The organism is Methylosinus sp. PW1 (assembly GCF_000745215.1).
GTDB lineage: Bacteria > Pseudomonadota > Alphaproteobacteria > Rhizobiales > Beijerinckiaceae > Methylosinus.
Genome location: NZ_JQNK01000004.1, coordinates 19,037 through 42,198 on the forward strand (window position 1 = coordinate 19,037; position 23,162 = coordinate 42,198).

14 protein-coding genes are annotated in these 23,162 nt (G+C 63.8%); 3 read left to right on the top strand and 11 right to left on the bottom strand.

Annotated elements, in window-relative coordinates; translation table 11 throughout:
• Position 1: 1 nt before the first annotated feature.
• The 3 genes from K369_RS03630 to K369_RS03640 all read right to left on the bottom strand — a co-directional run bounded on the left by K369_RS03630 (position 2) and on the right by K369_RS03640 (position 3,170).
• The gene (locus K369_RS03630) at positions 2-265 is read right to left on the bottom strand and encodes a hypothetical protein (protein ID WP_036287949.1); all 264 of its coding nucleotides are present in this window, start codon (positions 263-265) and stop codon (positions 2-4) included.
• 10 nt (positions 266-275) lie between these two features.
• Positions 276-2,549, bottom strand: a complete 2,274-nt coding sequence (locus K369_RS03635) for a TonB-dependent siderophore receptor (protein WP_036288158.1) — start codon at positions 2,547-2,549, stop codon at positions 276-278.
• Between the two features lie 201 nt (positions 2,550-2,750).
• Positions 2,751-3,170 (bottom strand): hypothetical protein, encoded by a 420-nt coding sequence (locus tag K369_RS03640; protein ID WP_156967676.1) that lies wholly within the window; start codon positions 3,168-3,170, stop codon positions 2,751-2,753.
• 141 nt (positions 3,171-3,311) lie between these two features.
• On the opposite strand from K369_RS03640, the gene K369_RS03645 reads away from it, so the two are divergent.
• The gene (locus K369_RS03645) at positions 3,312-3,662 is read left to right on the top strand and encodes an antitoxin Xre/MbcA/ParS toxin-binding domain-containing protein (RefSeq protein WP_018268367.1); all 351 of its coding nucleotides are present in this window, start codon (positions 3,312-3,314) and stop codon (positions 3,660-3,662) included.
• 8 nt (positions 3,663-3,670) lie between these two features.
• A complete protein-coding gene (locus K369_RS03650; RefSeq protein WP_036287957.1) occupies positions 3,671-4,168 on the top strand; it encodes an RES family NAD+ phosphorylase in 498 nt (165 codons plus the stop codon).
• A 17-nt stretch (positions 4,169-4,185) separates the two neighbouring features.
• Here the strand turns inward: K369_RS03650 and K369_RS03655 are convergent, their stop codons facing one another.
• The 5 genes from K369_RS03655 to K369_RS03675 all read right to left on the bottom strand — a co-directional run bounded on the left by K369_RS03655 (position 4,186) and on the right by K369_RS03675 (position 15,975).
• A complete protein-coding gene (locus K369_RS03655) occupies positions 4,186-6,321 on the bottom strand; it encodes a DNA topoisomerase (protein ID WP_036287960.1) in 2,136 nt (711 codons plus the stop codon).
• 282 nt (positions 6,322-6,603) lie between these two features.
• Positions 6,604-9,867 (bottom strand): efflux RND transporter permease subunit, encoded by a 3,264-nt coding sequence (locus K369_RS03660; RefSeq protein ID WP_036287962.1) that lies wholly within the window; start codon positions 9,865-9,867, stop codon positions 6,604-6,606.
• Positions 9,864-12,986 carry a multidrug efflux RND transporter permease subunit gene (locus tag K369_RS03665; RefSeq protein WP_036287965.1) on the bottom strand — a complete coding sequence of 1,041 codons (3,123 nt, stop codon included), beginning with the start codon at positions 12,984-12,986 and terminating at the stop codon, positions 9,864-9,866. The genes K369_RS03660 and K369_RS03665 overlap by 4 nt, the downstream gene beginning before the upstream one ends.
• 44 nt (positions 12,987-13,030) lie before the next feature.
• Positions 13,031-14,371: an efflux RND transporter periplasmic adaptor subunit gene (locus tag K369_RS03670; protein ID WP_036287968.1), complete on the bottom strand. Its 1,341-nt coding sequence runs from the start codon at positions 14,369-14,371 to the stop codon at positions 13,031-13,033.
• A 2-nt stretch (positions 14,372-14,373) separates the two neighbouring features.
• The gene (locus K369_RS03675) at positions 14,374-15,975 is read right to left on the bottom strand and encodes an efflux transporter outer membrane subunit (protein ID WP_051948958.1); all 1,602 of its coding nucleotides are present in this window, start codon (positions 15,973-15,975) and stop codon (positions 14,374-14,376) included.
• Between the two features lie 810 nt (positions 15,976-16,785).
• On the opposite strand from K369_RS03675, the gene K369_RS03690 reads away from it, so the two are divergent.
• Positions 16,786-20,022, top strand: a complete 3,237-nt coding sequence (locus K369_RS03690; protein WP_245278080.1) for an efflux RND transporter permease subunit — start codon at positions 16,786-16,788, stop codon at positions 20,020-20,022.
• On the opposite strand, the gene K369_RS03695 is transcribed toward K369_RS03690, so the two are convergent.
• Genes K369_RS03695 through K369_RS03705 form a run of 3 tightly spaced genes read right to left on the bottom strand, consistent with a single transcriptional unit; the run spans position 19,976 to position 23,132 of the window.
• Positions 19,976-21,391, bottom strand: coding sequence for an ABC transporter substrate-binding protein (locus K369_RS03695; protein ID WP_051948991.1), 1,416 nt, complete (start codon positions 21,389-21,391; stop codon positions 19,976-19,978). The genes K369_RS03690 and K369_RS03695 overlap by 47 nt on opposite strands.
• A 44-nt stretch (positions 21,392-21,435) precedes the next feature.
• Positions 21,436-22,284: an ABC transporter permease gene (locus tag K369_RS03700; protein WP_084570447.1), complete on the bottom strand. Its 849-nt coding sequence runs from the start codon at positions 22,282-22,284 to the stop codon at positions 21,436-21,438.
• Entirely contained in the window at positions 22,281-23,132 is an 852-nt protein-coding gene (locus K369_RS03705) for an ABC transporter ATP-binding protein (protein WP_036288173.1), read from the bottom strand. Before K369_RS03705 ends, K369_RS03700 begins: the two co-directional genes overlap by 4 nt.
• Positions 23,133-23,162: the final 30 nt, after the last annotated feature.

Consider the following 23,162-nt stretch of genomic DNA (forward strand, 5'->3'; position numbering starts at 1 on the left):
CCTACTTCCTCCCATTCAGCGCGATGAGGCTCGGCAATGCGATCAGCAGCGGCATCAGCGCAGCGAGCGTCGCGAAGAAGGCGGTCGAGGATTCGAGACGAATCCGCCAGACCATCCAAGCGGCGAGGAGAAAGGCCGCGGCAAAGTGGCCCGCCTTCCGCCACTGAAGGCGCAAGAGCGATTGGCGCGGCGAGGCGAGATAGAGACAGGCTGCGCCGGCGACGACGAGCGCGAGAGCCGATGAATGGACGAGCGCCGCCGGCATTTCTCTCTCCTCAGAAGTCGACGGTCGCGGATAAGAGAACCGTTCGCGGCGAGCTCAAAATGACGATGCCGTCCGCGAAATAGGATCCCGCCCAATAATTATGATCGAGCAGATTATTCGCATTGGCGCGGAAGGTGACTTTCTTGTCGAGGAGCTGCGTCGAATAGCGCAGGCCCGCGTCGAGCCGCGCCCATTCCGGTATTTTCTGCGTGTTGGCGGAGTTGACGAATTGCGCGCTCGTATAGACGACGCGCCCCTCGAGCGTCAGCCCCGGAACGAAAGGCGTATCCCATTCGCCGCCGAGATTGACCTGCCATTTCGGCGTGCCATAGGCGGTCTTGCCGTCGAGCTGGCCATTCGCCGTCTTGGTGAGCACGCCGATCGTATAGGCCGCGCCGCCGAGAATACGCACGCCTTCGACGATCTCGCCGAACACATTCCACTCTATGCCTTGGTTTTTCTGGCGTCCGTCCGAATTGTAGACATTGCCGCTCTTGATGAGGCTCGGCTTCTCGATCTCGTAGAAGCTCAGCGTGTTGGCGATCGTTCCGGCGTCCCATTTGACGCCCGTCTCGATCTGCCGCGATTTATAGGGCGGAAATATCTGATTATAATTCGCCGCCGCCGTGTCGGTGACGCGGTCGCCCTGGGTCAGACCCTCGATGTAATTGGCATAGAGCGACATGGATATCGGCAGAGGCTTGATGATGAGGCCGAAAGCGGGCGTCACCGCGCTCTCGTCGTAATAATTCGTCTCGGCGCCCGTCGTCGTATTGTAGCTCTTGGTCTGAACACGCTGCGCGCGGAGGCCGAGAATGAGCTGCGCCCGATCGTCGAAGGCGGAGAGCGTGTCAGCGAGGGCGATGCTCGAGAGCGTGGTATCGGTCGATTTCGGCGCTTCTCCCGGATCGCGCGCGATGAGCGGCGTGACGGGGAAGTAGATGCTCGACACATAGGCCGAGCTACGCTGAACGGCCGAGCCGGTCTTCGATTCGAGATTGGCCGCGCTCAAGGACAACCGATGGCCGATATCGAAGGTTCGGAAGTCGGCGCGCAAGCCGCCTTGAAACGAAATCGTGTCGGTATAGCCGCGCAGATCAACGGAGGTACCGCTGTAGCGTCCGAGCACATTGACATTGGTCGCGACGGTCGAGTTCGTCAGCCCGTTGAAGCGCGCATCGATCGCGCCCGCGCTCGCGAACAGAGTGACATTGTCGGCGAGATCATATTCCACGCGCCCCATGGCGCCGGAGTTGTTCATTCGGCCGGAGAGACCGCGGAAAATATTATTGCTGGAATCCGGCGCGGCGGCGACGCCGGTTCCGGTGAAGCTCGCCATCATCGGCACGCCGCCGCGCGCGATCTCCTGGTTGAAATAGGCGTCGAGCGCGATGCGCAGCTTCTCGCCGCGATAGTCGAGCGCGAGCGCCTCGAGCCCACGTTCGCGCGATTGGTAGTCGAGCGTCGTGTCGCCGCCGCGATAGGCGCCATTGAAGCGAACGCCGAAGGCGTTGTCCTGACCGAAACGGCGGCCGACGTCGATATGCGTTCCGAATTGCGAGTTCGACGTATAATCGCCGGTGACGCTCGTCACGGGCGTGTCGCCGGCCTGCTTGGTGACGAGATTGATCGATCCGCCGACGGCGCCATAGGGAGCCATGCCGCTCAACAGCGCAGCCGGTCCCTTCAGCACCTCGACTCGCTCCAGAAACTCGGTCGGCACGCGGCCGTCCGGCGCGACGCCATAGAGTCCGTTGAGCGCCGTCTCGCTGACGAGAACGGAAAATCCACGAATGCGGAAATTCTCGCGGACCTGACCGGAAGACACGGTGAAGCGCACGGAAGGATCATTCTCGAGCACGTCGGAGAGCGTGCGCGCCTGCTGGTTCTCGATGAGCTTCGAGGTGTAGCTCGTCACATTGAAGGGCGCGTCGAGAAAATCGCGATTGCCGAGCATGCCGAGGCGCGCGCCACGCGCCGCCTGACCACCGGCATATTCCTTCGGCAGATTGCCGAGCTCGGCTTGCGATGGAGCCTGAAACAGCACGGGCGCCGCAGATGGCGTCGCGCCGACGGACGGCGAAGGCGCGCGCCTCTGCGCGGGCGTCGTCGCAGCACGTGCTCGCGCTCGCCCGACATGCGCGGCGACCGCGCTCTGGCGAACGACCGGCCGCGGCTTCTCTTTGGGCGCATCGACTGCGACGGCGGGCAATGACGTGACGCCCGGCTCCGCATGCGCGGAGCCCTCGACGCCGAGAAGCAGAAGCGCGGCGGCGCTCAGCATTCTGCCCCCATCCATGCGGCTATCAGGCCGCGTTTTTACTCGAGACTGACTTGATGTCCGGGGCCAGCGAGGGCTGCGCATTTCGATATATACCTTTATTGCTCATATATCGCTACTATATTTATAGTATTAAGTGCGACACATAAGGTCAATCGCGGCGGCGCCTATATTGAAACATTTACAAATAGCGATTTATATATATTATACAACAATATAGGCTGCGTCGCCGTCAAATGTAGAATTGTTATGCTTCCAAACTAGCGCAGCTCGCCAGCGCCTCGTGGGATGCGTCCAGAGAAGATCGCAGCCGCGATGCGACCCATCCATTCCGCAGCAAGAGAGCGTCGCGAGCACATCATTGGAAATCCGCACGCTCGGCGTGCTGCGCCGGAGCGGTTGAACGTAGAAGTTCATCAGCGCGCGCCAGACCTGATAGCCGCGCGCCTTCAGCGCTGCGTCGAGCGCCTCGGCGTCTTTCGATGCTGGGACAGCGGCGATCTCGCGCGGCAGATCGAACGCCTGCTGACCGACGACGCGCTGCACGCCGAGCTCGCCGACAATGCGCCCCGCGTCGCGGCGCGCTTCTCGACCGAGACTATGGTCGACGGCTTTCTCGCGCATATCGGCCTGCAGGAGAAGGCCGAGCCGCAAACCATGAGGACGCGACGAGCCTCTAGAAAGGGCGAAAGCATGCCCATTGAATGCCGCTCATTGTGACGCTATATTGCGTCATAATATTCGGCATCCAGCGGAGGCGGAACAATGAGCCTGGCTCGATATGCGGATGATGGGATTTTCGCGCCCCGCAAGATCGCGGACATGCTCCGCACCTCGAGCGAGGAGATCGCCCGCACCGCCGGTCTGGGCAAGGACGCCGTGCAGCGGGCCGGCCGGCTTCGCTCCGATAAGACGCAGCGTCGCCTGCGGGAGATGGTCGAGATCCTCAACAAGGTCGAGCCGCGCTTCGGCTCGGCGCTTCTGGCCTATGCCTGGTACCGCTCGGAACCGCTCGCCGGCTTTTCTGGCTTCACCGCCATGCAGCTCGTCAAGAGCGGCCGAGCCGATGAGGTGCTCGATTATATCGACGCCGTCGACGCGGGCGTCCACGCCTGAGCGCGGCCATAGCCTATAGGGGCAAGCTCTATCGCGCGCTCAATCCCGTCTATGCGCGCGAGCCGCTCTCGGGCTACGGGGCCGCGCCGTATGGCGGTCGATTCAATCCCAAAGGCGTTCCCGCGCTCTATTGCTGCCTCTCGATCATGACCGCCATTCGGGAGGCCAATCAGGTCGGCAGTCTGCAGCCCACCACGCTCGTGTCCTACGACGCCGATCTCGAACGAATATTCGATACGCGGGATGCGACGGCGCTGGCGAGCGAAGGCATGGACGCCGCCGCGCTGGCGGCCTCGACCTGGCGCGACGAGATGCGCGCGAGCGGCGAAGCGAGAACACAGAGCTTCGCCCGGCGGCTGATCGGCGCCGGCTATTGCGGGCTGCTGGTTCGCAGCTTCGCCCCGGGAACGAGCGAGGACGATCTCAACCTCGCGCTCTGGTCATGGGGAAACGCCCCTCCGTCCTATCTGTCGCCGATCGACGACGAGGGGCGACTATCGAGGTGACGCGAAAGACGCGGGCGCTATCGCGCATGCTCGTCGAGAAACTTGCGGCAGGCGTCGAAGTCCTGACGATAGCCTTCAGGCAATTTCACTTTCTTGGCCCGCGAGAGATTTTGCGCATAGGCGACCATTTTCTCGGTCGGCGCTCTGGCGCGACCGGCGCGCTCTTCGCCGACGCTCTCTTGCGATGCGGGTGATTTCGCCTTCGACGCGCGACGACGCGGACCAGCGCTCGCGCTCTTCGGCGCCGCGGCGCGAGAATCGGCCGGTCCGCTGCGGCGGCGACGTCCCGATCGACGCGCCGGCGCCGAGGTGGTCAGCTCGACTTTTCCATTCGATTTTCCGACCAGAGCATCGATCAGCTCCCCCGCAGCTGTGGCGACGCCATCGATGACGGCGTGATAATCCGCCTTGCGGGTGAGAATCTCATCGAGGCGCATCTCCCACAGAGCCGTCGTCGCGGGATCGACGAGCGCGGGCGCGGCGCCGCGCAGCAGCTCGAACAATTGCAGCCCGGCAGGCGTCGGCAGCACCAGCTTGCCATCCGCTGTCAACAGATTCTGCCGCTTCAATCCCTTGATGATCTCCGCCCGCGTCGCGGGCGTGCCGATCCCCTTGGCTTCCTTCAGCCGGTCGCGAAGCGCGACATCATCGACGAAGCGCCATGCATTCTGCATCGCATCGACGAGCGTGCCTTCATTGTATCGAGGCGGCGGCTGCGTTCTCTTCGCTTCCACGCGCGGCTCGGACAAGCTCGCGCGCTCGCCGTCACGGAGCGCGGGCAGCGTCTGCTCGGCCTCTGTCTCGGCGTCCGGCTCGATCGCCTGATAGACCGCCTTCCAGCCGAGCCGCAGCGGAATCCGGCCGACGGCGCGAAATTCGGCCGCGCTTCGGCCCGCGATCGGAACCGCCATTGTGACGATGGTCTGCCGATATTCGTAATCGGGCATCACGGCGGCGAGATAAGAACGGCAGATGAGAGCGAACAGCCGCTTCTCATCCTCGTCGAGACGCGCCAAGCGGGCCTCGAGATCGTCGAGAACGTTGACATTGGGCACGACCGCATGATGCGAGACGCCTTCCAGCGCCTTGTCGCAGAAATGGCCGGACTTGCCGCGTCGGATCACCGGAGCGGCGATCTCCAGCCGCGCGAAGCCGCGCAGGCGCGTCAGCGCGGCGACGATCGCCGGCGCGTCGCCGATCTGATTTTCGCTCAGATAACGCGCCTCCGCCCGCGGATAGGTGATGAGCTTCTTGCCATCGCCATCATAGAGCGCCTGCGCGACGGACAGCGTCTTGTCGGCGGTCCATCCCCAGCGCTGGCCACAGGTCTTCTGCAAGGATGGGAGATCGAAGAGACGCGGCGGCGCCTGCCGCTTTTCATCGACGGCGACGCCGAGAGGCCCCTGATGGCCATTGGCGGCTCTGGCGATCGTCTCGGCCTCGGCGCGCGTCTTGATCCGCGCCTTGGGCGCCGGAGCATGGCGCATCGAAAAGCCGCCGCCTTCGACGGTCGCTGTGGCGACGACCTCGAAATAATCCTCCGGCCGGAAATTGCGGATCTCCAATTCGCGAAGGCAGACGATCGCCAAGGTCGGCGTCTTGACCCGACCGATTCCGATCACGCCGCGAGCGCCGGGCGAGAGCAATGTCTTCGTCGCCGTCCGCGTCAGCGACAGGTTGAAGATTTGATCGGCCTGCTGGCGCGCCACCGCCGCCTCATAGAGCGGGCGCATGTCGGCGTTGGGCTTCAGCCGGGCGAAAGCCTGCTGCAGCGTCTTCGGGTCCTGGGCGGTGAACAGAGCCCGCCGCACGCGCCCGCGATAGCCGAGATGATCCAGGATTTCCTGGCCGATCAGCTGCCCCTCGCGATCGCAGTCGGTCGCGAGTATCACATCGTCGCAGGCGGAGAGCGCCGTCGCTATGGCCCGGAGCTTCGCGGATTTATTGCCTTGCATGGCTTCGCGAGTCGGATAGAGCCCGTCCGGCTTGAGGACGACGCAGGACCAGCGCTTCCAGACAGGGTTGATCTCTTCGGGCTCGGCCAAGCGAAGCAAATGACCCTCCGCCGGCAGAATCTGCCCGAAGCGCCCGCCGAGCGCCGCGCGAAGATCTTTCGCCTGACTGGCCTTTTCCGTGATGATCAGTGTCGCCATGCGCCAATGCCGAATCGAACAGAGTTTCAGCGTAGCGCATGCGCGAGAACGAACAAAGAACAAAAGCCCATCCGCGCCCACGAACGAGAACGTCCGCAAAATCGGTTGTGCGCCCGCTCCACCAATATATATCGAGCTGATATAGCGATGGCGAGGGCCAGAAGGTGATGGTGGCGAGCGTGTCGACCGGATCGGCGACATATTTCACCAGCGAGATCAGCGCCTGAAACAGAGCCGACATGACCACGCCGCACGGGAAAAGCGGCGAACGAGCCGCCGTTTTCAAGCGCGTCGTCCGCGAGCCGCAAGCGAACGCGCGATCCGGCCACGAAGATCGGCGAATGTCAGATAGAGCACCGGCGTCGTGTACAGCGTCAGCAATTGGCTGAGCAGGAGGCCGCCGACGATCGCGATGCCGAGCGGACGCCGAATTTCCGCTCCATCGCCGAAGCTCGCCACCAGCGGAATGGCGCCGAACAGAGCCGCCGCCGTCGTCATCATGATCGGACGGAACCGTAGACGGCAGGCCTCGACGATCGCGTCACGATCGCTCCACCCTCTCTGACGCTTGGCGTCGAGCGCGAAGTCGATCATCATGATGGCGTTCTTCTTCACGATGCCGATAAGCAGAAACAAGCCGATCAGCGCGATGACATCGAGCTCCGAGCCGAAGGCGAACAGCGCGAGAAGCGCGCCGACCCCGGCGGATGGCAGAGTCGAAAGGATCGTGATCGGATGCAGATAGCTCTCATAGAGCATGCCCAGCACGATATAGACCGCCGCCAGCGCCATCCCGATCAGCAAAGGCATGTCATTCTGAGACGATTGAAAAACGCGAGCGATTCCTTCCATCCCCCGATGCACGCTCGCAGGCATGCGGATCTCGGCGCTCACGCGATCGAGCTCCGCCACCGCGTCGCTGAGCGACGCGCCGATCGCGAGATTGAAGGAGATCGTCGCCGCGACGAAAGGTCCTTGATGATTGATCGCGAGCGGCGTCGCGCCTCGCTTCATGCGCGTGAAAGCGACCAGCGGCGTCATCGTCTCGACCGCGGTGCTCACGGCCGAGCCGCTCGAGGCGCCGCTGCGGCCGGAATTGGCGATGGCGTTGGTCGAGGCGTTGCGGGCCGAGTCGAGCGAAAGATTGGCGGTCGCCGATGACGTCGCCGAAGTGACGGAGCCGGCCGGCAGCACGGAGGAGGCCGTGCCGCTCGCCGGCTTGGCCGCCGTGCTCACATAGATCTCGCGCAGAATCTGCGGGTCCTGCCAATAGCGTGGCGCGACCTCCATCACGACACGATATTGGTTGATCTCGCTGTAGATCGTCGACACTTGCCGCTGCCCGAACGCGTCGTTGAGCGTATTGTCGATCTGCGCCGGCGTGAGGCCGAGACGAGACATAGTGTCCCGATCGATGTCGATATAAGTCTCGACGCCGTTTTCCTGCTGATCCGTATTCACATCCGTAACGACGCTGCTGCCTTGCAGCGCCCGCATCAGCTTCGGAGCCCATTCGGAGAGCTCGGCCGAGCTGTCGGCCAGAAGCGTATATTGATAGAGCGCGCCGCCGGGCCGCCCGCCGGCGCGCAAATCCTGCACCGGCTGGAGAAAGAGCCGCGCGCCGGCGACCTGGCCGAGCTTGGGCCGCAGCCGCTCGATGACCTGCGCGGAGGTCACGTCGCGTTCGGCGAGCTTCTTCAGCGTGACGAACACCGAGCCGGAGCTCACGGAGCCCGGCGGCCCGCCTCCGCTGCCCGCCCCCGTGTTGCCCGCCACCACCTCGACCGCGGGATCATTTTGGATAATCGCGATGAACTCTTCCAGCTTCTCCTTCATGGATTGAAACGATGCGCTCTGATCCGCCTGAATCGATCCTTGCAGGCGACCCGTGTCCTGCTCCGGAAAAAAGCCTTTCGGAATGATGACGAATAGAGTGACGGTCAATGCGATCGCGGCGACGAGCGAAAGCATGACGGGACCGCGATGACGCAAAGCCGCAGCGAGGCTTCTCTCATAGCCGCGCGCGATCAGAGCGAAGGGCCGGATCGGACGGCGCTCGCGGCGCGGGCCGGCGCGCAATAGCACCGAACAGAGCATCGGAGTCGTCGTCAACGAGACGACGAGCGAGATGAGAATCGTGATCGACAGCGTGACCGAAAATTCTCGAAACAGTCGTCCGAGCAGTCCGCCCATCATCAGCAAGGGTAGAAACACCGCGATCAGCGACAGGCTGATCGAAATGACGGTGAAGCCGACCTCGCGCGCGCCGCGCAGCGCCGCCTCGCGCGGCGACAGACCCGCCTCGAGATGACGCTCGATATTCTCGAGCACGACGATTGCGTCGTCGACGACGAAGCCCGTTGCGATCGTCAAAGCCATCAGCGACAGAATGTCCAGGCTGTAGCCGAGAAGATACATGGCGCCGAATGCGCCGGCGACCGACACTGGCACAGCGACGGCCGGCACCAGCGCGGCGCGCCACTCGCCGATGAACAGGAAGACGACGAGAATGACCAGCGCGACGGCGACGAGCAATGTGAGCTCGGTGTCTCGCAGAGAGGCGCGAATCGTCGTGCTGCGATCGGAGGTCGGAATAATCTCGACGTCGCTCGGCATCGCCGCCGCGAGCTTGGGAAGCTGGGCCTTGATCTGATCGACTGTCTCGATGATATTCGCGCCCGGCTGGCGGAAAATGCTCAATACGATCGCGGGCATTCCTTGCACGATCGCCGCGTTGCGCACATCGGCGACCGAATCCGTCACCTCTGCGAGATCGGCGAGGCGCACGGGATTACCGTTGCGATAGGCGACGATCAGCGGCAGATAATCATCCGCGCGCGTCGCCTGATCATTCGTGTAGACCTGCCGACGCGCGCCGCCGCGAATAATATCGCCCTTGGGACTATTGGCGTTGGCGGAAGCCAGAGCCGCGCGCACATCCTCGAGGCCGACGCCATATTTGAACAGCGCCGATGGATTGAGCTCGACACGCACGGCAGGCGAAGCGCCGCCGTTGATCGCGACTTGTCCGACGCCGGGAAATTGCGACAGCCGCTGCTGAAGAACATTGCTCGCCGCGTCATAGAGCTGCGCGCGGGAGAGCGATTTCGACGTAAGGGCGAGAATCAGGATCGGCGCATCGGCTGGGTTGAACTTGCGATAGGTCGGGTTCGACGAGATCCCGGTGGGAAGATCCGCCGCCGCGGCGTTGATCGCCGCCTGAATGTCACGAGCGGCGCCGTTGATATCGCGGTCGAGCCCGAAGACCATCACAATGTTGGTCTGGCCGGTCTTGCTCGTCGAGGTCATCTCCGTCACATCGGCGATCGCGCCGAGCCTTCGCTCCAGAGGACCGGCGAGGCTCGTCGCGACGGTCTCGGGCGAGGCGCCCGGCAGCGAGGCGGAGACCGAGAGCGCCGGCATATCGACTTGCGGCAGCGGCGCCACCGGCAAGCGAACGAAAGCGAGCGCGCCGGCGAGCGTCAAGCCGACCGTCAGCAATATGGTCGCAATCGGCCGCTCGATGAAAGGCGCCGAAATATTCATTCGGTCGCCTCCGCCCGCGCGTGCGCCTCGGCTCCGCCGCCGATCCGCGCGAAGCGCGACGCCAGCCGATCGAAATAGAGATAGACGACCGGCGTCGAGAACAGAGTGAGCATCTGGCTCACGAGCAGGCCGCCGACGATGGAGACGCCGAGCGGCTGACGCAGCTCGGAGCCGACGCCGGAGCCGACCATGAGCGGGATGGCGCCGAGCATGGCGGCCAGAGTCGTCATCAGGATCGGACGGAAGCGGAGCAGGCACGCCCGATAGATCGCCTCTCGCGGAGCCAGCCCGTCGACGCGCTGCGCGTCGAGCGCGAAGTCGATCATCATGATGGCGTTCTTCTTCACGATGCCGATGAGCAGAATAATGCCGATGACGCCCATGACGTCGAGATCATAGCCGGCGATCATCAAGGCGAGCAGCGCCCCGACGCTGGCGGACGGAAGCGTCGACAAAATAGTGATCGGATGAACGAAGCTCTCGTAGAGAACGCCGAGAACGATATACATGGTCACGATCGCGGCCAGGATCAGCAGCAGCTCATTGGTGGACGAGGCCGTGAACGCCGCTGCGGCGCCCTGCATCGCGAGCGTGAAGCTCTCCGGCAGCTCGATCTCCGCCTGCGCCGCCTCGATCGCCCGCACCGCGGCGCCGAGCGAGACGCCCGGCGCGAGATCGAAAGAAATCGTCGTCGCCGGAAATTGCCCGAGATGAGTGATCTGGAGCGGTCCGTCGCGCTCTTGGAGGCGCATGATCGCGGTGAGCGGCACCTGACCGCTCGACGACGAGGAGGAAGACGGCAGATAGAGGCCGGCGAGCGCGGCGTCCGACGCATGAAACTTCGGATCGAGCTCGAGAATGACGCGATATTGGTTCGATTGCATATAGATCGTCGAGACGATGCGCTGGCCGAAGGCGTCGTAGAGCATATTGTCGACCGCCGCCATGGTGACGCCGAATCGCGCCGCGGTGGCGCGGTCGATCACAATGTCGAGCGCCTTGCCGCGGCTCTGAAGATCGCTCGCGACATTGGCGAGCTCGGGCGCCTCGCGAAGCCGCTCGACGAGCTTGGGCGTCCACTCGCGCAACGAAGCGAGATCGACGTTCTCGAGCACGAAATGATAGGCCGCCTTGCTGGCCGTCGAATCGATCGTCAAATCCTGCACCGGCTGCATATAGAGCTGCACGCCGGGAATTTGGGACGCCGCATCCTGCAGCCGCGCGATCACCTCGTTCACGCTCGCCCTGCGCTGCGGCCGGGGCTTCAGCGAGATAGAGAAGCGTCCGGCGTTCAGCGTCGTGTTCGCGCCATCGACGCCGACCGAGGAGCTGACGGTCTCCACATCCGGATCGCGGAGGATCACGTCGCCGAGCGCCCGCTGCTTCTCGACCATGCCGGCGAAGGAAATGTCCTGCGCGGCTTCGGAAATCGCCTGGATGGCGCCAGTATCCTGCGGCGGGAAAAATCCTTTCGGTATGACGACATAGAGCACGCAGGTGAGCGCCAGCGTCCCCACCGTCACGGCGAGCATCGTCGGCTGACGCTCGAGCACGATGTCGAGCCCCCGTCCATAGACGCGGATCATTGCGTCGATCGCGCGCTCCGCCGCGCGATCGAAACGCCCGCGTTGCGCGTCGGGCCGGTGACGCAGCAGCTTGGCGCAGAGCATTGGCGCGAGCGAGAGAGCGACGAAGGCGGAGATGACGATGGTCACGGCCAGCGTGACGGCGAACTCGTGAAAGAGCCGTCCGACGATATCGCCCATGAACAGCAGAGGGACCAGCACAGCGACGAGCGAGACGGTGAGCGAGACGATGGTGAAGGCGATCTGCGCCGAGCCGCGCAGCGCCGCTTGCAGCGGCGTGGCGCCCGCCTCCATGTGCCGCGCAATGTTCTCGATCACGACGATCGCGTCGTCCACGACGAAGCCGGTCGAGATGGTGAGCGCCATGAGCGAGAGATTGTCGAGGCTGAAGCCGAAGAAATACATGGCGACAAAGGAGCCGACGAGCGACAAGGGGACCGATAGGCTCGGAATGAGCGTCGCCGGCAGATTGCGCAGAAAGGCGAAGATCACCAGGACGACGAGCGCGACGGCGAGAACGAGCTCGAATTCGACATCCTCGACAGAAGCGCGGATCGTGTTCGTGCGGTCGCTCAGCACCGATATGTCGATCGCCGCGGGAAGCGAGGCCCGCAGCTGCGGCAGCATGGCTTTGACGTTCTCGACGACCTCGATGACATTGGCGCCCGGCTGGCGGCGGATGTCGAGAATGATCGCCGGAGTGGAATTGGCCCAGGACGCGATGCGGTCATTCTCTGGGCCATTGCGCACCTCCGCCACATCGGAGAGGCGAACCGGATTGCCGTTGCGAAAGGCGATGATGGTCTTGCCGAATTGCTTCGGATCGTTGATCTGATCATTGGCGTTGATCGTCGAGGATTGCTTTGGCCCGTCGAAGCCGCCCTTTGGCGCATTGGTGTTGGTGTTGGCGATGACGGTGCGCAGATCGTCGATGTTCAGCCCATATTTGGCGAGCGCCGTCGGATTGAAGCCGACGCGGATCGCGCGACGCTGGCCATGACCGATCGCCACGAGCCCCACGCCCGGCAGCTGCGAGAGCTTTTGCGCGAGCCGCGTCTCGATGAGGTCCTCCACCTCGATCAGCGGCAGCGACTTCGATGTGACGGCGAGCGTCATGATCGGCGCGTCGGCGGGATTGATCTTGGCGTAGACCGGCGGCGTCGGCAGATCTTGCGGCAGAAGATTGCCGCCGGCGTTGATCGCCGCCTGCACCTGCTGCTCGGCCACGTCGAGGCTCAAAGAGAGATCGAATTGCAATGTGATCATCGAGGCGCCGGCGGAGCTCGCCGAGGTCATCTGCTTCAGCCCGGGCATCTGGCCGAACTGCCGCTCGAGCGGCGCGGTCACGGCGGACGTCATCACTTCCGGGCTCGCGCCCGGATAGAAGGTCTGCACCTGGATCGTCGGATAATCGACGGCCGGCAGAGCGGAGAGCGGCAATTGCCGATAGGCGAACAATCCCGCGAGCAGGATGGCCGCCATCAGCAGGGTCGTGGCGACCGGACGCAGGATGAAGATCTTCGAGGGATTCATGTCTCAGCCCCGGCTTCGCCGAAAGGATGCGCGTCGAAGCGCGCTCACTGCGTCTCCGACGGCGGCCGTGGCGGGCGGCGCTCGCGCGCGCGTTCTGGGTCGGAGCGGCGCTTCTCTGGCGGCGGCGCGGCCACGCCGTCGCCGCCGGCGACGATCCTGACCTCCGCGCCGTCACGCAGACGATCCGCTCCGTCGGTGACGACGCGCTCGCCCTCCGCCAACCCCTGCGCGATCTCGACCATGCCATTGTTGTATCCGGCGAAATCGTCGTAATGCTCGCCGGCGGACGGCGTGATCTGCTGCATCACGACGCGATTTTCATTCGTCACCTTATAGACGAAGAGGCCGGAGGCGCCCGATCGGATCGCCGTCTTCGGAACGACCAGCGCCTTTTCGTGAATATCGACCAGCAAGTGAACATTGACGAATTGATTGGGATAGAGCTTTTCATCGGCGTTCTCGAGCTCGGCGCGGCCGCTGACCATGCCGGTCGTCGGATCGATGGAGTTGTCGAGCGTCTGCAGCCGCCCCACCGCGATCTGCTTGGCATCGGAGCGGTCGAAGACTGTCACCTCGAGCGCGCCGCGCTTCTTCTGCGCGCTCGCGATCTCGGGAATATAATCTTCGGGAACGCCGAAGATCACCGAGATCGGATCGATCTGCGCGACGAGGGCGATGGCGTCGCCCGTCGACACATAGCTGCCCGCGTCGATCTTCCTCAAGCCGACGCGTCCGCGGATCGGCGAGACGATGCGCGCATAGGTCAAATTCAAGCTCTGATTATCGACCAGAGCCTGATCCGCTTTGACGCTGCCTTCATATTGCTTGACGACCCAGTTCTGATTGTCCGCCTGCTGGCGCGCGATCGAATCGAGCTTCTTCAGCGATTGGTAGCGGCGCAGATCGTCGCGCGCCTGATCGAGAAGGCCCTGGTCGCGGAGCAGCTGCCCCTCATATTGCGCCTTCAGCGCCTCATAGGGACGCGGATCGATCTGCGCGAGAAAATCGCCTTTTTGAACGAGCTGGCCTTCCTTGAAGCCGATATCGGTCAGATAGCCGCCGAGCTGTGTCTTCACAGAGACATTGGCGATTGGCGTCACGGTTCCGAGGAGGCCATGGCGAACGATCTTCACGTCGAGCCGCGCCGCATCGGCCACGGCGACCGGCTGCGGTCCGCCGAGGGCGCGCCGCGCGGACCGCGGCGACACAGACTCCTTCGTTCCGATCACACGATAGGCGGCATAGCATGCGGCGAGGACGAGCAACGCCGCCACGCCATAAAAGATCCGCGAACGACGCAAGGCGGCCAGCCCGGCGAGACTCGCGGTCTTGCGTCTGCCGGACGGCGCCGCGTCGGACGCGAGGGGAAGGGCTTTCTCGTCCATTTTCATCTCGCTGACTGCGCGGTCTCGAATGCGGCCGGAAGCGCGCTCACGGGAACCGGGAGCGGCGGCTCGATCGCCGAGAGCGCGTCGATGGCGGGCAGACGCGAGGCGTCCCATCCGCCGCCGAGCGCCCCGATCAGATTGACGGTCGCGATGAACAGATTCTGCCGCGCCGTCAAAGCCGATTCGATGCCGGAGAGCAGAGTCGCCTGCGCGGTGACGACCGATGTGAAGGCGACCGTGCCGACCCGATATTGGTTGAAATAGACGTCGACCGCCTCGCGCGCCTCGGCGACCGCCTTATCCAGTCGCGTGACTTGCGCGGAGAGCGCGCGGATCGACGCGAGATCGTCCTCGACCTGCTGAAAGGCGGTGAGCACGGTCTGACGATAGGTCGCGACCGCCTGGCGATAAGACGCCTCGGCCGCCTTGCGCTGCGCGTCGAGCAGGCCGCCGTCGAACAAGGTCTGCGTGGCGCTTCCGGCCAGCGACCAGGCCTCATGCGCGGCCGTCACCGGCCAGGGCTTGGCGGCCGCGAAATTCAGCGCCGGAGACAGGCTCACGCGCGGATAGAAATTGGCGATCGCGACGCCGATCAGCGCATTCTGCTGCTGCAGCCGCCGCTCCGCCGAAGCGATGTCGGGTCGGCGCTCCAGCAGCTCCGAGGGAAGGCCCGCGGGCGCGACGGGCGGCGTCTTGCCCGACCAGCGGCGCTTGCGAATCGATAGCTCCGACGGGCTGCGCCCGATCAGAACCGCGATCGCATGCTCATATTGCGCGCGCTGCAATCCGACATTGATCGCGGTCGCCTCGGTCGACAGAACCTGATTGTCGGCGGTGACGAAATCCGCGCGCGAGGTGGTGCCGATCGTATATTGGTTCTTCAGAATGTCGCGCGTGCGGCGAAACAGCACGAGCGTGCTCTCGATCGAAGCCAGCAGCTCGTCGGAAGTGCGAAGGCTGAAATAGGCGACGGCGAGCTGGATTTGCGCGGAGAGCTTCGCATTGGCGAGATCGGCGGCGCTGACCTGCGCCGCGGCGGCGTCGGCCTCCACTGTGCGGCGAATGCGGCCCCAAACGTCGATCTCCCAATCGAGATTGGTCGCGACCGACACATTGCTAGAATAGACGGCCGAGCCGCTCGAGACGGAACGGCTTCTCGATGGCGTGTAGCCGGTCGTGACCGTCGGAAAGAGGCCGGCCTGGCCTTCCCGCACGAGCTGCCGCGACTGATCGTAAGCGGCGGCGGCGGCCGCCACCGTCTGATTGGAGATTTCGACCTGCGCGACGAGCTTGGTGAGATCCTCGTCCTTGAAGACGAGCCACCAGTCGCCGCGATCGGCGATGTCGAGCGGCGAGATCGGCTTCCAGCGCTCACGCGCGCCGACGGCCGCGCTCTTTCGATCGCTTTCTTTGAACTTGACGGGCGCGACGTCCGTCGGCGGCGCATAATCCGGCCCCGCCATGCATCCCGCGAGCGAGGCGATCAACGCTCCCGCGGCGCCCGCTCCCGCGAGACGTCGCAAGCGCTGCGCCGTTCGACGTTTCGGAGGGGAGAGCGCATCGACGCCGCTCTCGACCGATCGCGTCGATCGCCAATTCATCCTCGACTCGATCACCGACGACCCGCCCTTCGTCCCCTGAACTCGCCGCCAGAAGCTAGACAGGACGGCAGAGACGGTCGAGTTAAAATTACTTAATTTATCCACAGACCGGTTCCGCGCTCTTCATCCGTCTTGCGCGGAGATGATTCGAGCGCCCTGGAATTCCAAACGTTTCGGTCCCGTCTCATGGCTGGACAGCCCGCGAAAGTCGAGTTCGGGCGTCGGAATTAGCGCTCGTCGATTGGACTGGCTTCGCGCCGGTTCGGTAGACCGCCCCGCTCCGAGGCTCGGCGCCGCGTTCCGCGAACAGCCGCTGGGCCAGCTCCGCATCCATCAGCTGCGCCCGGACGCAGCCGCTCGGCATGAAATACGGCGATGCGCGCTCGGGTTCGAGCAAGAGGCCGTTCGAAGGAGCCTTTTCCGTGGCGAAGCATTACAGTTTGCTCTGCCTTTCGTTCCGATCGGGGCGGCGCTCGAACGCGGATATAGGCCCCGCGGCCGCATGTTCTATCCGTCGGCGGCTTGCTCGGAATGGGGGAGCGCTATGTCGCGGTGCAGCCCTCGTCCATCTCGATCAAATACGACGAGTCCGGGAAGAAGTGGCGCGCGACCGCCAATGCGACCAAGGATCAGCTCAAAGCGGCGCCCGAGTTCAAATATCATTCGAAGTGCGGCCGCGCTCCACATGATCGCTCGAGGCATTCGCGGCCTTGTAATCATATTAAATTGATCGTATTTATAGCTTCTTGCTCCCGGCGCCTCGCGAGCTCGAGCGTGACGGCGTATGGGCTCGCCTCTCAACCGGCTCACATGAACTTCTCGGCTCTTTTCATACACCGCCCGGTCGCGACGACGCTGCTCGCAGCGGCGCTCTTCCTCGTCGGCGCTGTCGGCTATGCATTTCTTCCGGTGGCCAGCCTGCCGGCGGTCGACATGCCGATAATCGGCGTCGGCGCCTTTCGGCCGGGCGCCGATTCTTCCACAATGGCCGCGTCGGTCGCGGCGCCCTTGGAGCGTCGACTGGCGACGATTTCCGGCCTCACCGAGCTTACTTCGTCTAGCTCGCCCAGCTCGACGCAGATCACGCTGCAATTCGACATGAATCGCAATATCGACGCTGCAGCGCGCGACGTTCAGGCGGCGCTCAACGCCGCAGCGACCGACCTGCCCGCCGATCTGTCGGCCTTGCCGTCATTCCGCAAAGCCAACGCGGCCGCCTCGCCCATTCTCATTCTCGCGCTGACATCCGACACGCTGCCGACGACATCCCTCTACGATGTCGCCGATACGGTGATCGCGCAAAGAATATCTCGGGTTCCCGGCGTCGCCGAAGTCAAGGTCGCCGGCGCAGAGCAGCCGGCCATCCGGGTGCAGATCGATCCGGCGCGCCTCGCGACGATGGGATTGGGCGTCGATGCGGTCGCGAGCGCCATTCTCTCCGCCAATGTTCGATCGCCTCTCGGGGCTTTCGATGGAGCGACGATGTCGACGACGCTCGGAGCGAGCGATGAATTATCGAGCCCCGAAGAATTTCGCGACATCGTCCTGCGCGCGGAAAATGGCGCTGTCGTGAAGCTGCGCGATGTCGCGACTGTCGAACGCGGCACACGTAGCCGGACGACCGCCGGCTGGTTCAACGGCAAGCCGGCCGTCTTGCTCGTCATCACCAAGCAGGCCAACGCCAATGTCGTGCAAGTCGCCGATCGCATCAAAGCCTTGCTGCCGGAGCTCGAGAGATGGGTCCCGGCGGGAATTTCGATAGCCATTCAATCTGACCGCACCGTCTCCATTCGAGCGAGCGTGAACGACGTCCAGCACACGCTCGGCATATCCGTCGCGCTCGTCATGCTCGTGGTGTTCGTCTTTCTGAAGCGCGCGACGCCCGTTGTCGCCGCCGGCGTCACTGTTCCCCTGTCGCTCGTCGGAACCGGCGCGGCCATGTGGCTCGCAGGCTTTTCTCTCGACAATATTTCGTTGATGGCGCTGACGATTTCTGTCGGCTTTGTCGTCGACGACGCAATCGTCATGATCGAGAATATCGCGAGCTGCTCCGAGAAGGGCATGGGCCGCTTGGAGGCGGCTCTCGCGGGAGCGCGGCAGATCGGCTTCACCGTGATCGCCATCAGCCTGTCGCTCGTCACTGTGTTCATTCCGCTCAAGTTCTTGGATGGTCCCACGGGCCGCATATTGGCCGAATTCGCGTTCACGCTCAGTTTCGCAATCGCGATATCGACCATTGTCTCGTTGACGGTCACGCCTATGGTCTGCGCATGGTTCCCCGGCGCGACGCATGCTCGACCTTCGAGAAGCGGCGAGCGGAAAGGGTTCCTCGCACGGACAGAAGCGTTCTATCTCCAGAGCCTGCGGTCGATGATCGCGCATCCCTGGCTCGGACCGGCGGCGGTGGTCGTCAGCATCGTCGCGACGATTTATCTGTACGGCGTCATCCCAAAGGGAAACCTGCCGCCGGACGACACAGGGCTAATCAATGCGACGACGGAGGTCTCCGCCGACACCTCATTCGTCGAAATGGCGCGGCTACAAAAGGTCGTGGCCGAGATCGTGGCGTCCGATCCAGATGTCGTCACTGTCGGCTCGTCGATCGGAGGCTCCTCTGGTCTCACCTCGTCGACCAATCAGGGACGGATGTATATCGGCCTGAGACCGGCGAGCGAGCGCAATGTCACGACTTTCGAGGTGATCGCGCGATTGAGGCGCCAGCTGACCGAAGTCACGGGGATGAGCGTTTTCCTGGTCCCGGCGCAGGACATAAGAGTTGGCGGACGGCAGAGCAAAGGCCAATATCAATTCACCCTCTGGGACTCGGCTGTCGATGAATTGAACGAATGGACGCCGAAAGTCGTCCAACGGCTGCGCGCCATTCCGGAGATCGTCGACGTTTCGACCGACAGGCAATCCGGAGCCTTGAAGGGCGACATTATTATCGATCGCGTGGCGGCGTCGCGGCTCGGCATTTCGATTTCCGCGATCGATGCGGCGCTCAACAGCTATTTCGGCCAGAGGCAGGACAATCTGATCTATACGCAGCGCAATCAGTATCGCGTGATCATGGAGGCGCTGCCCGCACGGCAACGTGATCCGAGCGATCTCTCGCAGATTTATGTATCGAGCGCGAATGGGACGCAGGCGCCGCTCACCGCGGTCGCGCGAATAGAGCGGGGATCGACGCCTCTGGTCGTGAACCATCAGGGCGTCGTTCCAGCTGTAACGATCTCTTATAATATCGCGCCGGGGCACACTCTCGACGCGGCGACATCGGCGGTGCGGCGCGCCGCCGACGAAATGCAGCTCCCGAATGGGCTGAGAGCAGATTTTTCCGGTGACGCAGCCGATTTTCGGACGGTCGCGAACGGCATGGCCAAGCTCATTCTGCTGTCGCTATTGTGCGTCTATACCATACTCGGCGTTCTCTACGAGAGCTTCATACATCCGATCACGATCATATCCACATTGCCGTCCGCCGGTCTCGGAGCGCTGCTGGCGCTCCGAGCCTTCGACATCGAGTTCACCGTCATCGCCTTCATCGGGATTCTGCTGCTGATCGGCGTCGTCAAGAAGAACGGCATCATGCTCGTCGATTTCGCGCTACAGGCCGAGAGAGAGAAGAGACTGAGCCGCGAGGAGGCCGTGCTGCTCGCAGCGAAGGAGCGTTTACGGCCGATTCTGATGACGACATTCGCCGCCATGCTCGGCGCGCTGCCTCTCGCCATGGCCACCGGAATTGGCGCGGAGATGCGCCGACCTCTCGGGGTGACGATCGTCGGAGGGCTGGCGCTCAGCCAGATTCTGACGCTCTATACGACGCCGGTCATCTATCTTCTCATGAGCCGGTTTCATAGAAAGCGCGAGCGCGCCTTTCCGCCGCCAGGCCGCGCCAGTTCGCCGAACGCAGGCGCCGCTCGCCGCGAAGCTCCACAAGGCAAAAAGCTGCGAGAGGTTGATCCGGAGACGTGTAGCTCAGAGCCGAATGTCCCGAGCTTCACCGGGCGTTCGCGACGCCGCCGGCTTTCGACTTCGCCTCCGTGAAATCCAGCACGCCGCCATTCGCGCCATCGCCGAAGCGAAAGGCTGCGTCCTTGGAAAGATAGGCGCTCAATCGTCCATTGCTGTCCGAGACGAACCATGCGCGATCGGCAAATATCTCGACGCCGCTTACACGATCGAAGGCGTAGATCGCGCGCGCTGCCCGGCCTTGGCGCTCGAGCTCGGCGAGCGCGCGCAAAGCGCTCGCGAGGGAGGCGTATCTGCGCGCTCGGCCTTCGTCTTTCAGCCACAGCTCGGCGGACTGCGAGACGTCTTCGATCTGCTGTCCCGTGGACGCGTCCGTGACGACCGGCGGAGGGGCGTCTGCCGCGAGCAGAGCTTCATAATCGAGACCGGCTTCTTTCGACGCTCGCCGGATAAAGGCGTCGTCGATGAATGCGTCGAGATCGAGCCCCGTGTCGGCGCGCTTGAGCAGGCGCAGCGTGTCGATCGACGTCGCGACATCCTGTCGAAACTCTGCTTTCCATGCGAGGGCGCGCGTCTGCAATCCGAAGGGACCATGGAAAAGATAGACGACCGGCGCGTCCACGCCCGTCACCTTGGCGATCAATTCGCTGTATCTCTCCGGTTCCGCCGTGAGCAGCCGCGTCGCTTCGATCACGGCGCGGAGATAGGCGACCACGACTTCGGGATATCGATCGGCGTATTCGGCGTCGACGAGCGCGCCGTGAAACGTCGGCACGCCCGCCTGCGCGCCGTCGAAGATTTTTCGCGCCACGCCGCGATAGGGAAACAGCTCGGCAAAAGGCGCGAAATCGGCGTGGGCGTCGATCTGCCCGCTCTGCAACGCCGAGCCCGCCACCTCGGGCGCCTGCGCGATGATCTTCACATCCTTGTCCGGATTCCAGCCGAGATCGGCGATCGCGCGCAACAACATGCCATGCGCGGTCGAGGCGAAGGGAACCGATATCGTCTTTCCCTTCAGATCGGAGAGAGATTGCGCGTGGGACCCGGTCGGCACGACGACGCCATTGCCGCTGCCGCGCACGCTGCCCGACAAGACGGCGATGAACTTGCTGCGCTTGCCGGCCTTCTTGAAGGCGACGCCGTTGAGCGCTCCGGGGAAATCCGCCATCACGCCGAAGTCGAGCTTGCCCGCGACCATCTCATTGGTGATGGGCGCGCCGCTCGTGAAGTTCCTCCACTGAACGTCATAGGTCGCGCCCTTGTACTTTCCGTCGCGCGGCAGATAGCGATCCAGAAGGCCGAGCTCGCGAATGAGCAGTCCGCCGGCCGCGCAATTGATCGTCGTATCCTGCACGCCGATCGCGATGCGGATCGTCTCCGCGGCCAACGGATTCGACAGCGCCACGAGGAAAGTCGGCAGCAGCCACAGGCGCAATATCCGCATGTCGGTCTCGTCCTTCGTTTGCGCGCCCGCGCGCCTCGCGTTTCTCAATGCTCGCGCCGCCACGGCATGACGAGCGCGCCGAGGACTCGCACGGCGGCGCTGCTCGCCCAGCCGAGAGCGCCGATGATCAGCATCCCGACCACGATGTCCGGGTAATTTTGAAGCGTGTAGGATTCCCAAGTGTAGTAGCCGACCCCGAGCTGTCCCGAGATCATTTCCGCAGTCACCAGACAAAACCAGGATGTTCCCATGCCGATCGAGAGCCCGGTGAAGACGCCGGGCAGAGCGCCTGGTAGAATGACCTCGCGGATGATCGTCGCTTCGCGCGCGCCGAGCGAGCGCGCCGAAGCGATCAGCCGGCCATCCACCTCGCGGATCGCATCTATGGAATTGAGCAGGATCGGGAACAATGCGCCGGTGAAGGTGATGAAGATCATCGAGGCTTCCGACGACGGAAACATCAGAATAGCGAGCGGTATCCAGGCGACGGCGGGAATGGGCCGCGCCAGCTCCAACGCCGGCAGCAAGAGGTCTTCGAGCAAGCGTTTGCGCGCGATCGCCACGCCCAGCGCCACTCCGACGACCGCCGCCAGCAGATAGCCGGCGAGCACGCGGGCGACGCTCGCCTCGATATGCGACAGGAGCTTTCCCGAGGAAATAAGCTCGAGGAACGCCTCCGCGACCTCGGTGGGCGCGGGAAGGAAGGCGAAGGAAACGAAGGGTAGCCGGAGCTTGGCGGCCGACGCGAATTGCCAGAGCAGGATGAGAGCGCCGATCGAAAAGACGCGCAAGGCCCATCGGCGCGAGGGAGGAGACGCGCGAGAAGACACGGCTGCGCCGGCCTCGCCGCCATCCTTCGGCGCGCTGTGCGACAGTGTGCGCGCATCGGTCATGGGAGCGCGTCCGATTTCTCGAAGGCGCGGCGGCTTTCCCGCCGGATCAGCTCGAGACAGCGCGCCTTGGCCTCGATGAAGTCCGCGCTCGCATAGATCTCCCGTGGCCGGGGGCGCGGCAGCTCGACCCTCAGATCGAGCAGGACTCGCCCCGGCGCTGCGCTCAGGACGACGACCCGATCGCCGAGAAACAAGGCCTCGTCCACATCATGCGTGACGAAAACGACCGTGTTGCCGACCTCGCGCCATTGCTCGAGGAGATGTTCCTGCATCAGCGCTCTCGTTTGCGCGTCGAGGGCGCCGAAGGGCTCGTCCATCAGCAGCACGGCCGGGCGATTGACGAGCGCACGAGCGATGGCGACGCGTTGCTGCATGCCGCCGGAGAGCTTCGCCGGATAGTCCTGCGCGAAGCGCGCGAGCCCGACCGTGGCCAGATAGTCGCGGGCGGCGCGGCGCGCTTCGGCGCGCGAGGCGCCCTGCATGCGCAGGCCGAAGGCGACATTGTCCTGCGCCGTCTTCCACGGAAAAAGCGAATAGTGCTGAAACACTATGCCTCGGTCGGGTCCTGGCCCGCGCACGGTCGCGCCGTCGACCGCGACCTTGCCGGCGGAGGGAGCGACGAAGCCGCCGATCGCGTTGAGCGCCGTCGATTTGCCGCAGCCCGAAGGGCCGAGCAGGCAGAGGAATTCGCCGGGCTCGATCGTGAGGCTCAGCTCAAAGAGACCGGCACCCTCTCCAAAAGAAACCGAGACTCCTTTTAATTCGATGCGCCCCCTTCCCGCCCCTGGCTGCGGCGATGAAAGTCGAGCGTCGTCGGCCGGGCTCGGATTGCCGCTGGTCTGAAGCATATAAAAAATATAGACTAAAAGGCGGAGAAA

What these genes read in the sequence shown, in the direction of transcription:
- K369_RS03630 (WP_036287949.1), bottom strand. Translation starts at nt 265, where the DNA reads ATGCCGGCGGCGCTCGTCCATTCATCGGCTCTCGCGCTCGTCGTCGCC.
- K369_RS03635 (WP_036288158.1), bottom strand. Translation starts at nt 2,549, where the DNA reads ATGCTGAGCGCCGCCGCGCTTCTGCTTCTCGGCGTCGAGGGCTCCGCG.
- K369_RS03640 (WP_156967676.1), bottom strand. Translation starts at nt 3,170, where the DNA reads ATGCGCGAGAAAGCCGTCGACCATAGTCTCGGTCGAGAAGCGCGCCGC.
- K369_RS03645 (WP_018268367.1), top strand. Translation starts at nt 3,312, where the DNA reads ATGAGCCTGGCTCGATATGCGGATGATGGGATTTTCGCGCCCCGCAAG.
- K369_RS03655 (WP_036287960.1), bottom strand. Translation starts at nt 6,321, where the DNA reads ATGGCGACACTGATCATCACGGAAAAGGCCAGTCAGGCGAAAGATCTT.
- K369_RS03660 (WP_036287962.1), bottom strand. Translation starts at nt 9,867, where the DNA reads ATGAATATTTCGGCGCCTTTCATCGAGCGGCCGATTGCGACCATATTG.
- K369_RS03665 (WP_036287965.1), bottom strand. Translation starts at nt 12,986, where the DNA reads ATGAATCCCTCGAAGATCTTCATCCTGCGTCCGGTCGCCACGACCCTG.
- K369_RS03670 (WP_036287968.1), bottom strand. Translation starts at nt 14,371, where the DNA reads ATGGACGAGAAAGCCCTTCCCCTCGCGTCCGACGCGGCGCCGTCCGGC.
- K369_RS03675 (WP_051948958.1), bottom strand. Translation starts at nt 15,975, where the DNA reads ATGAATTGGCGATCGACGCGATCGGTCGAGAGCGGCGTCGATGCGCTC.
- K369_RS03690 (WP_245278080.1), top strand. Translation starts at nt 16,786, where the DNA reads ATGAACTTCTCGGCTCTTTTCATACACCGCCCGGTCGCGACGACGCTG.
- K369_RS03695 (WP_051948991.1), bottom strand. Translation starts at nt 21,391, where the DNA reads ATGCGGATATTGCGCCTGTGGCTGCTGCCGACTTTCCTCGTGGCGCTG.
- K369_RS03700 (WP_084570447.1), bottom strand. Translation starts at nt 22,284, where the DNA reads ATGACCGATGCGCGCACACTGTCGCACAGCGCGCCGAAGGATGGCGGC.
- K369_RS03705 (WP_036288173.1), bottom strand. Translation starts at nt 23,132, where the DNA reads ATGCTTCAGACCAGCGGCAATCCGAGCCCGGCCGACGACGCTCGACTT.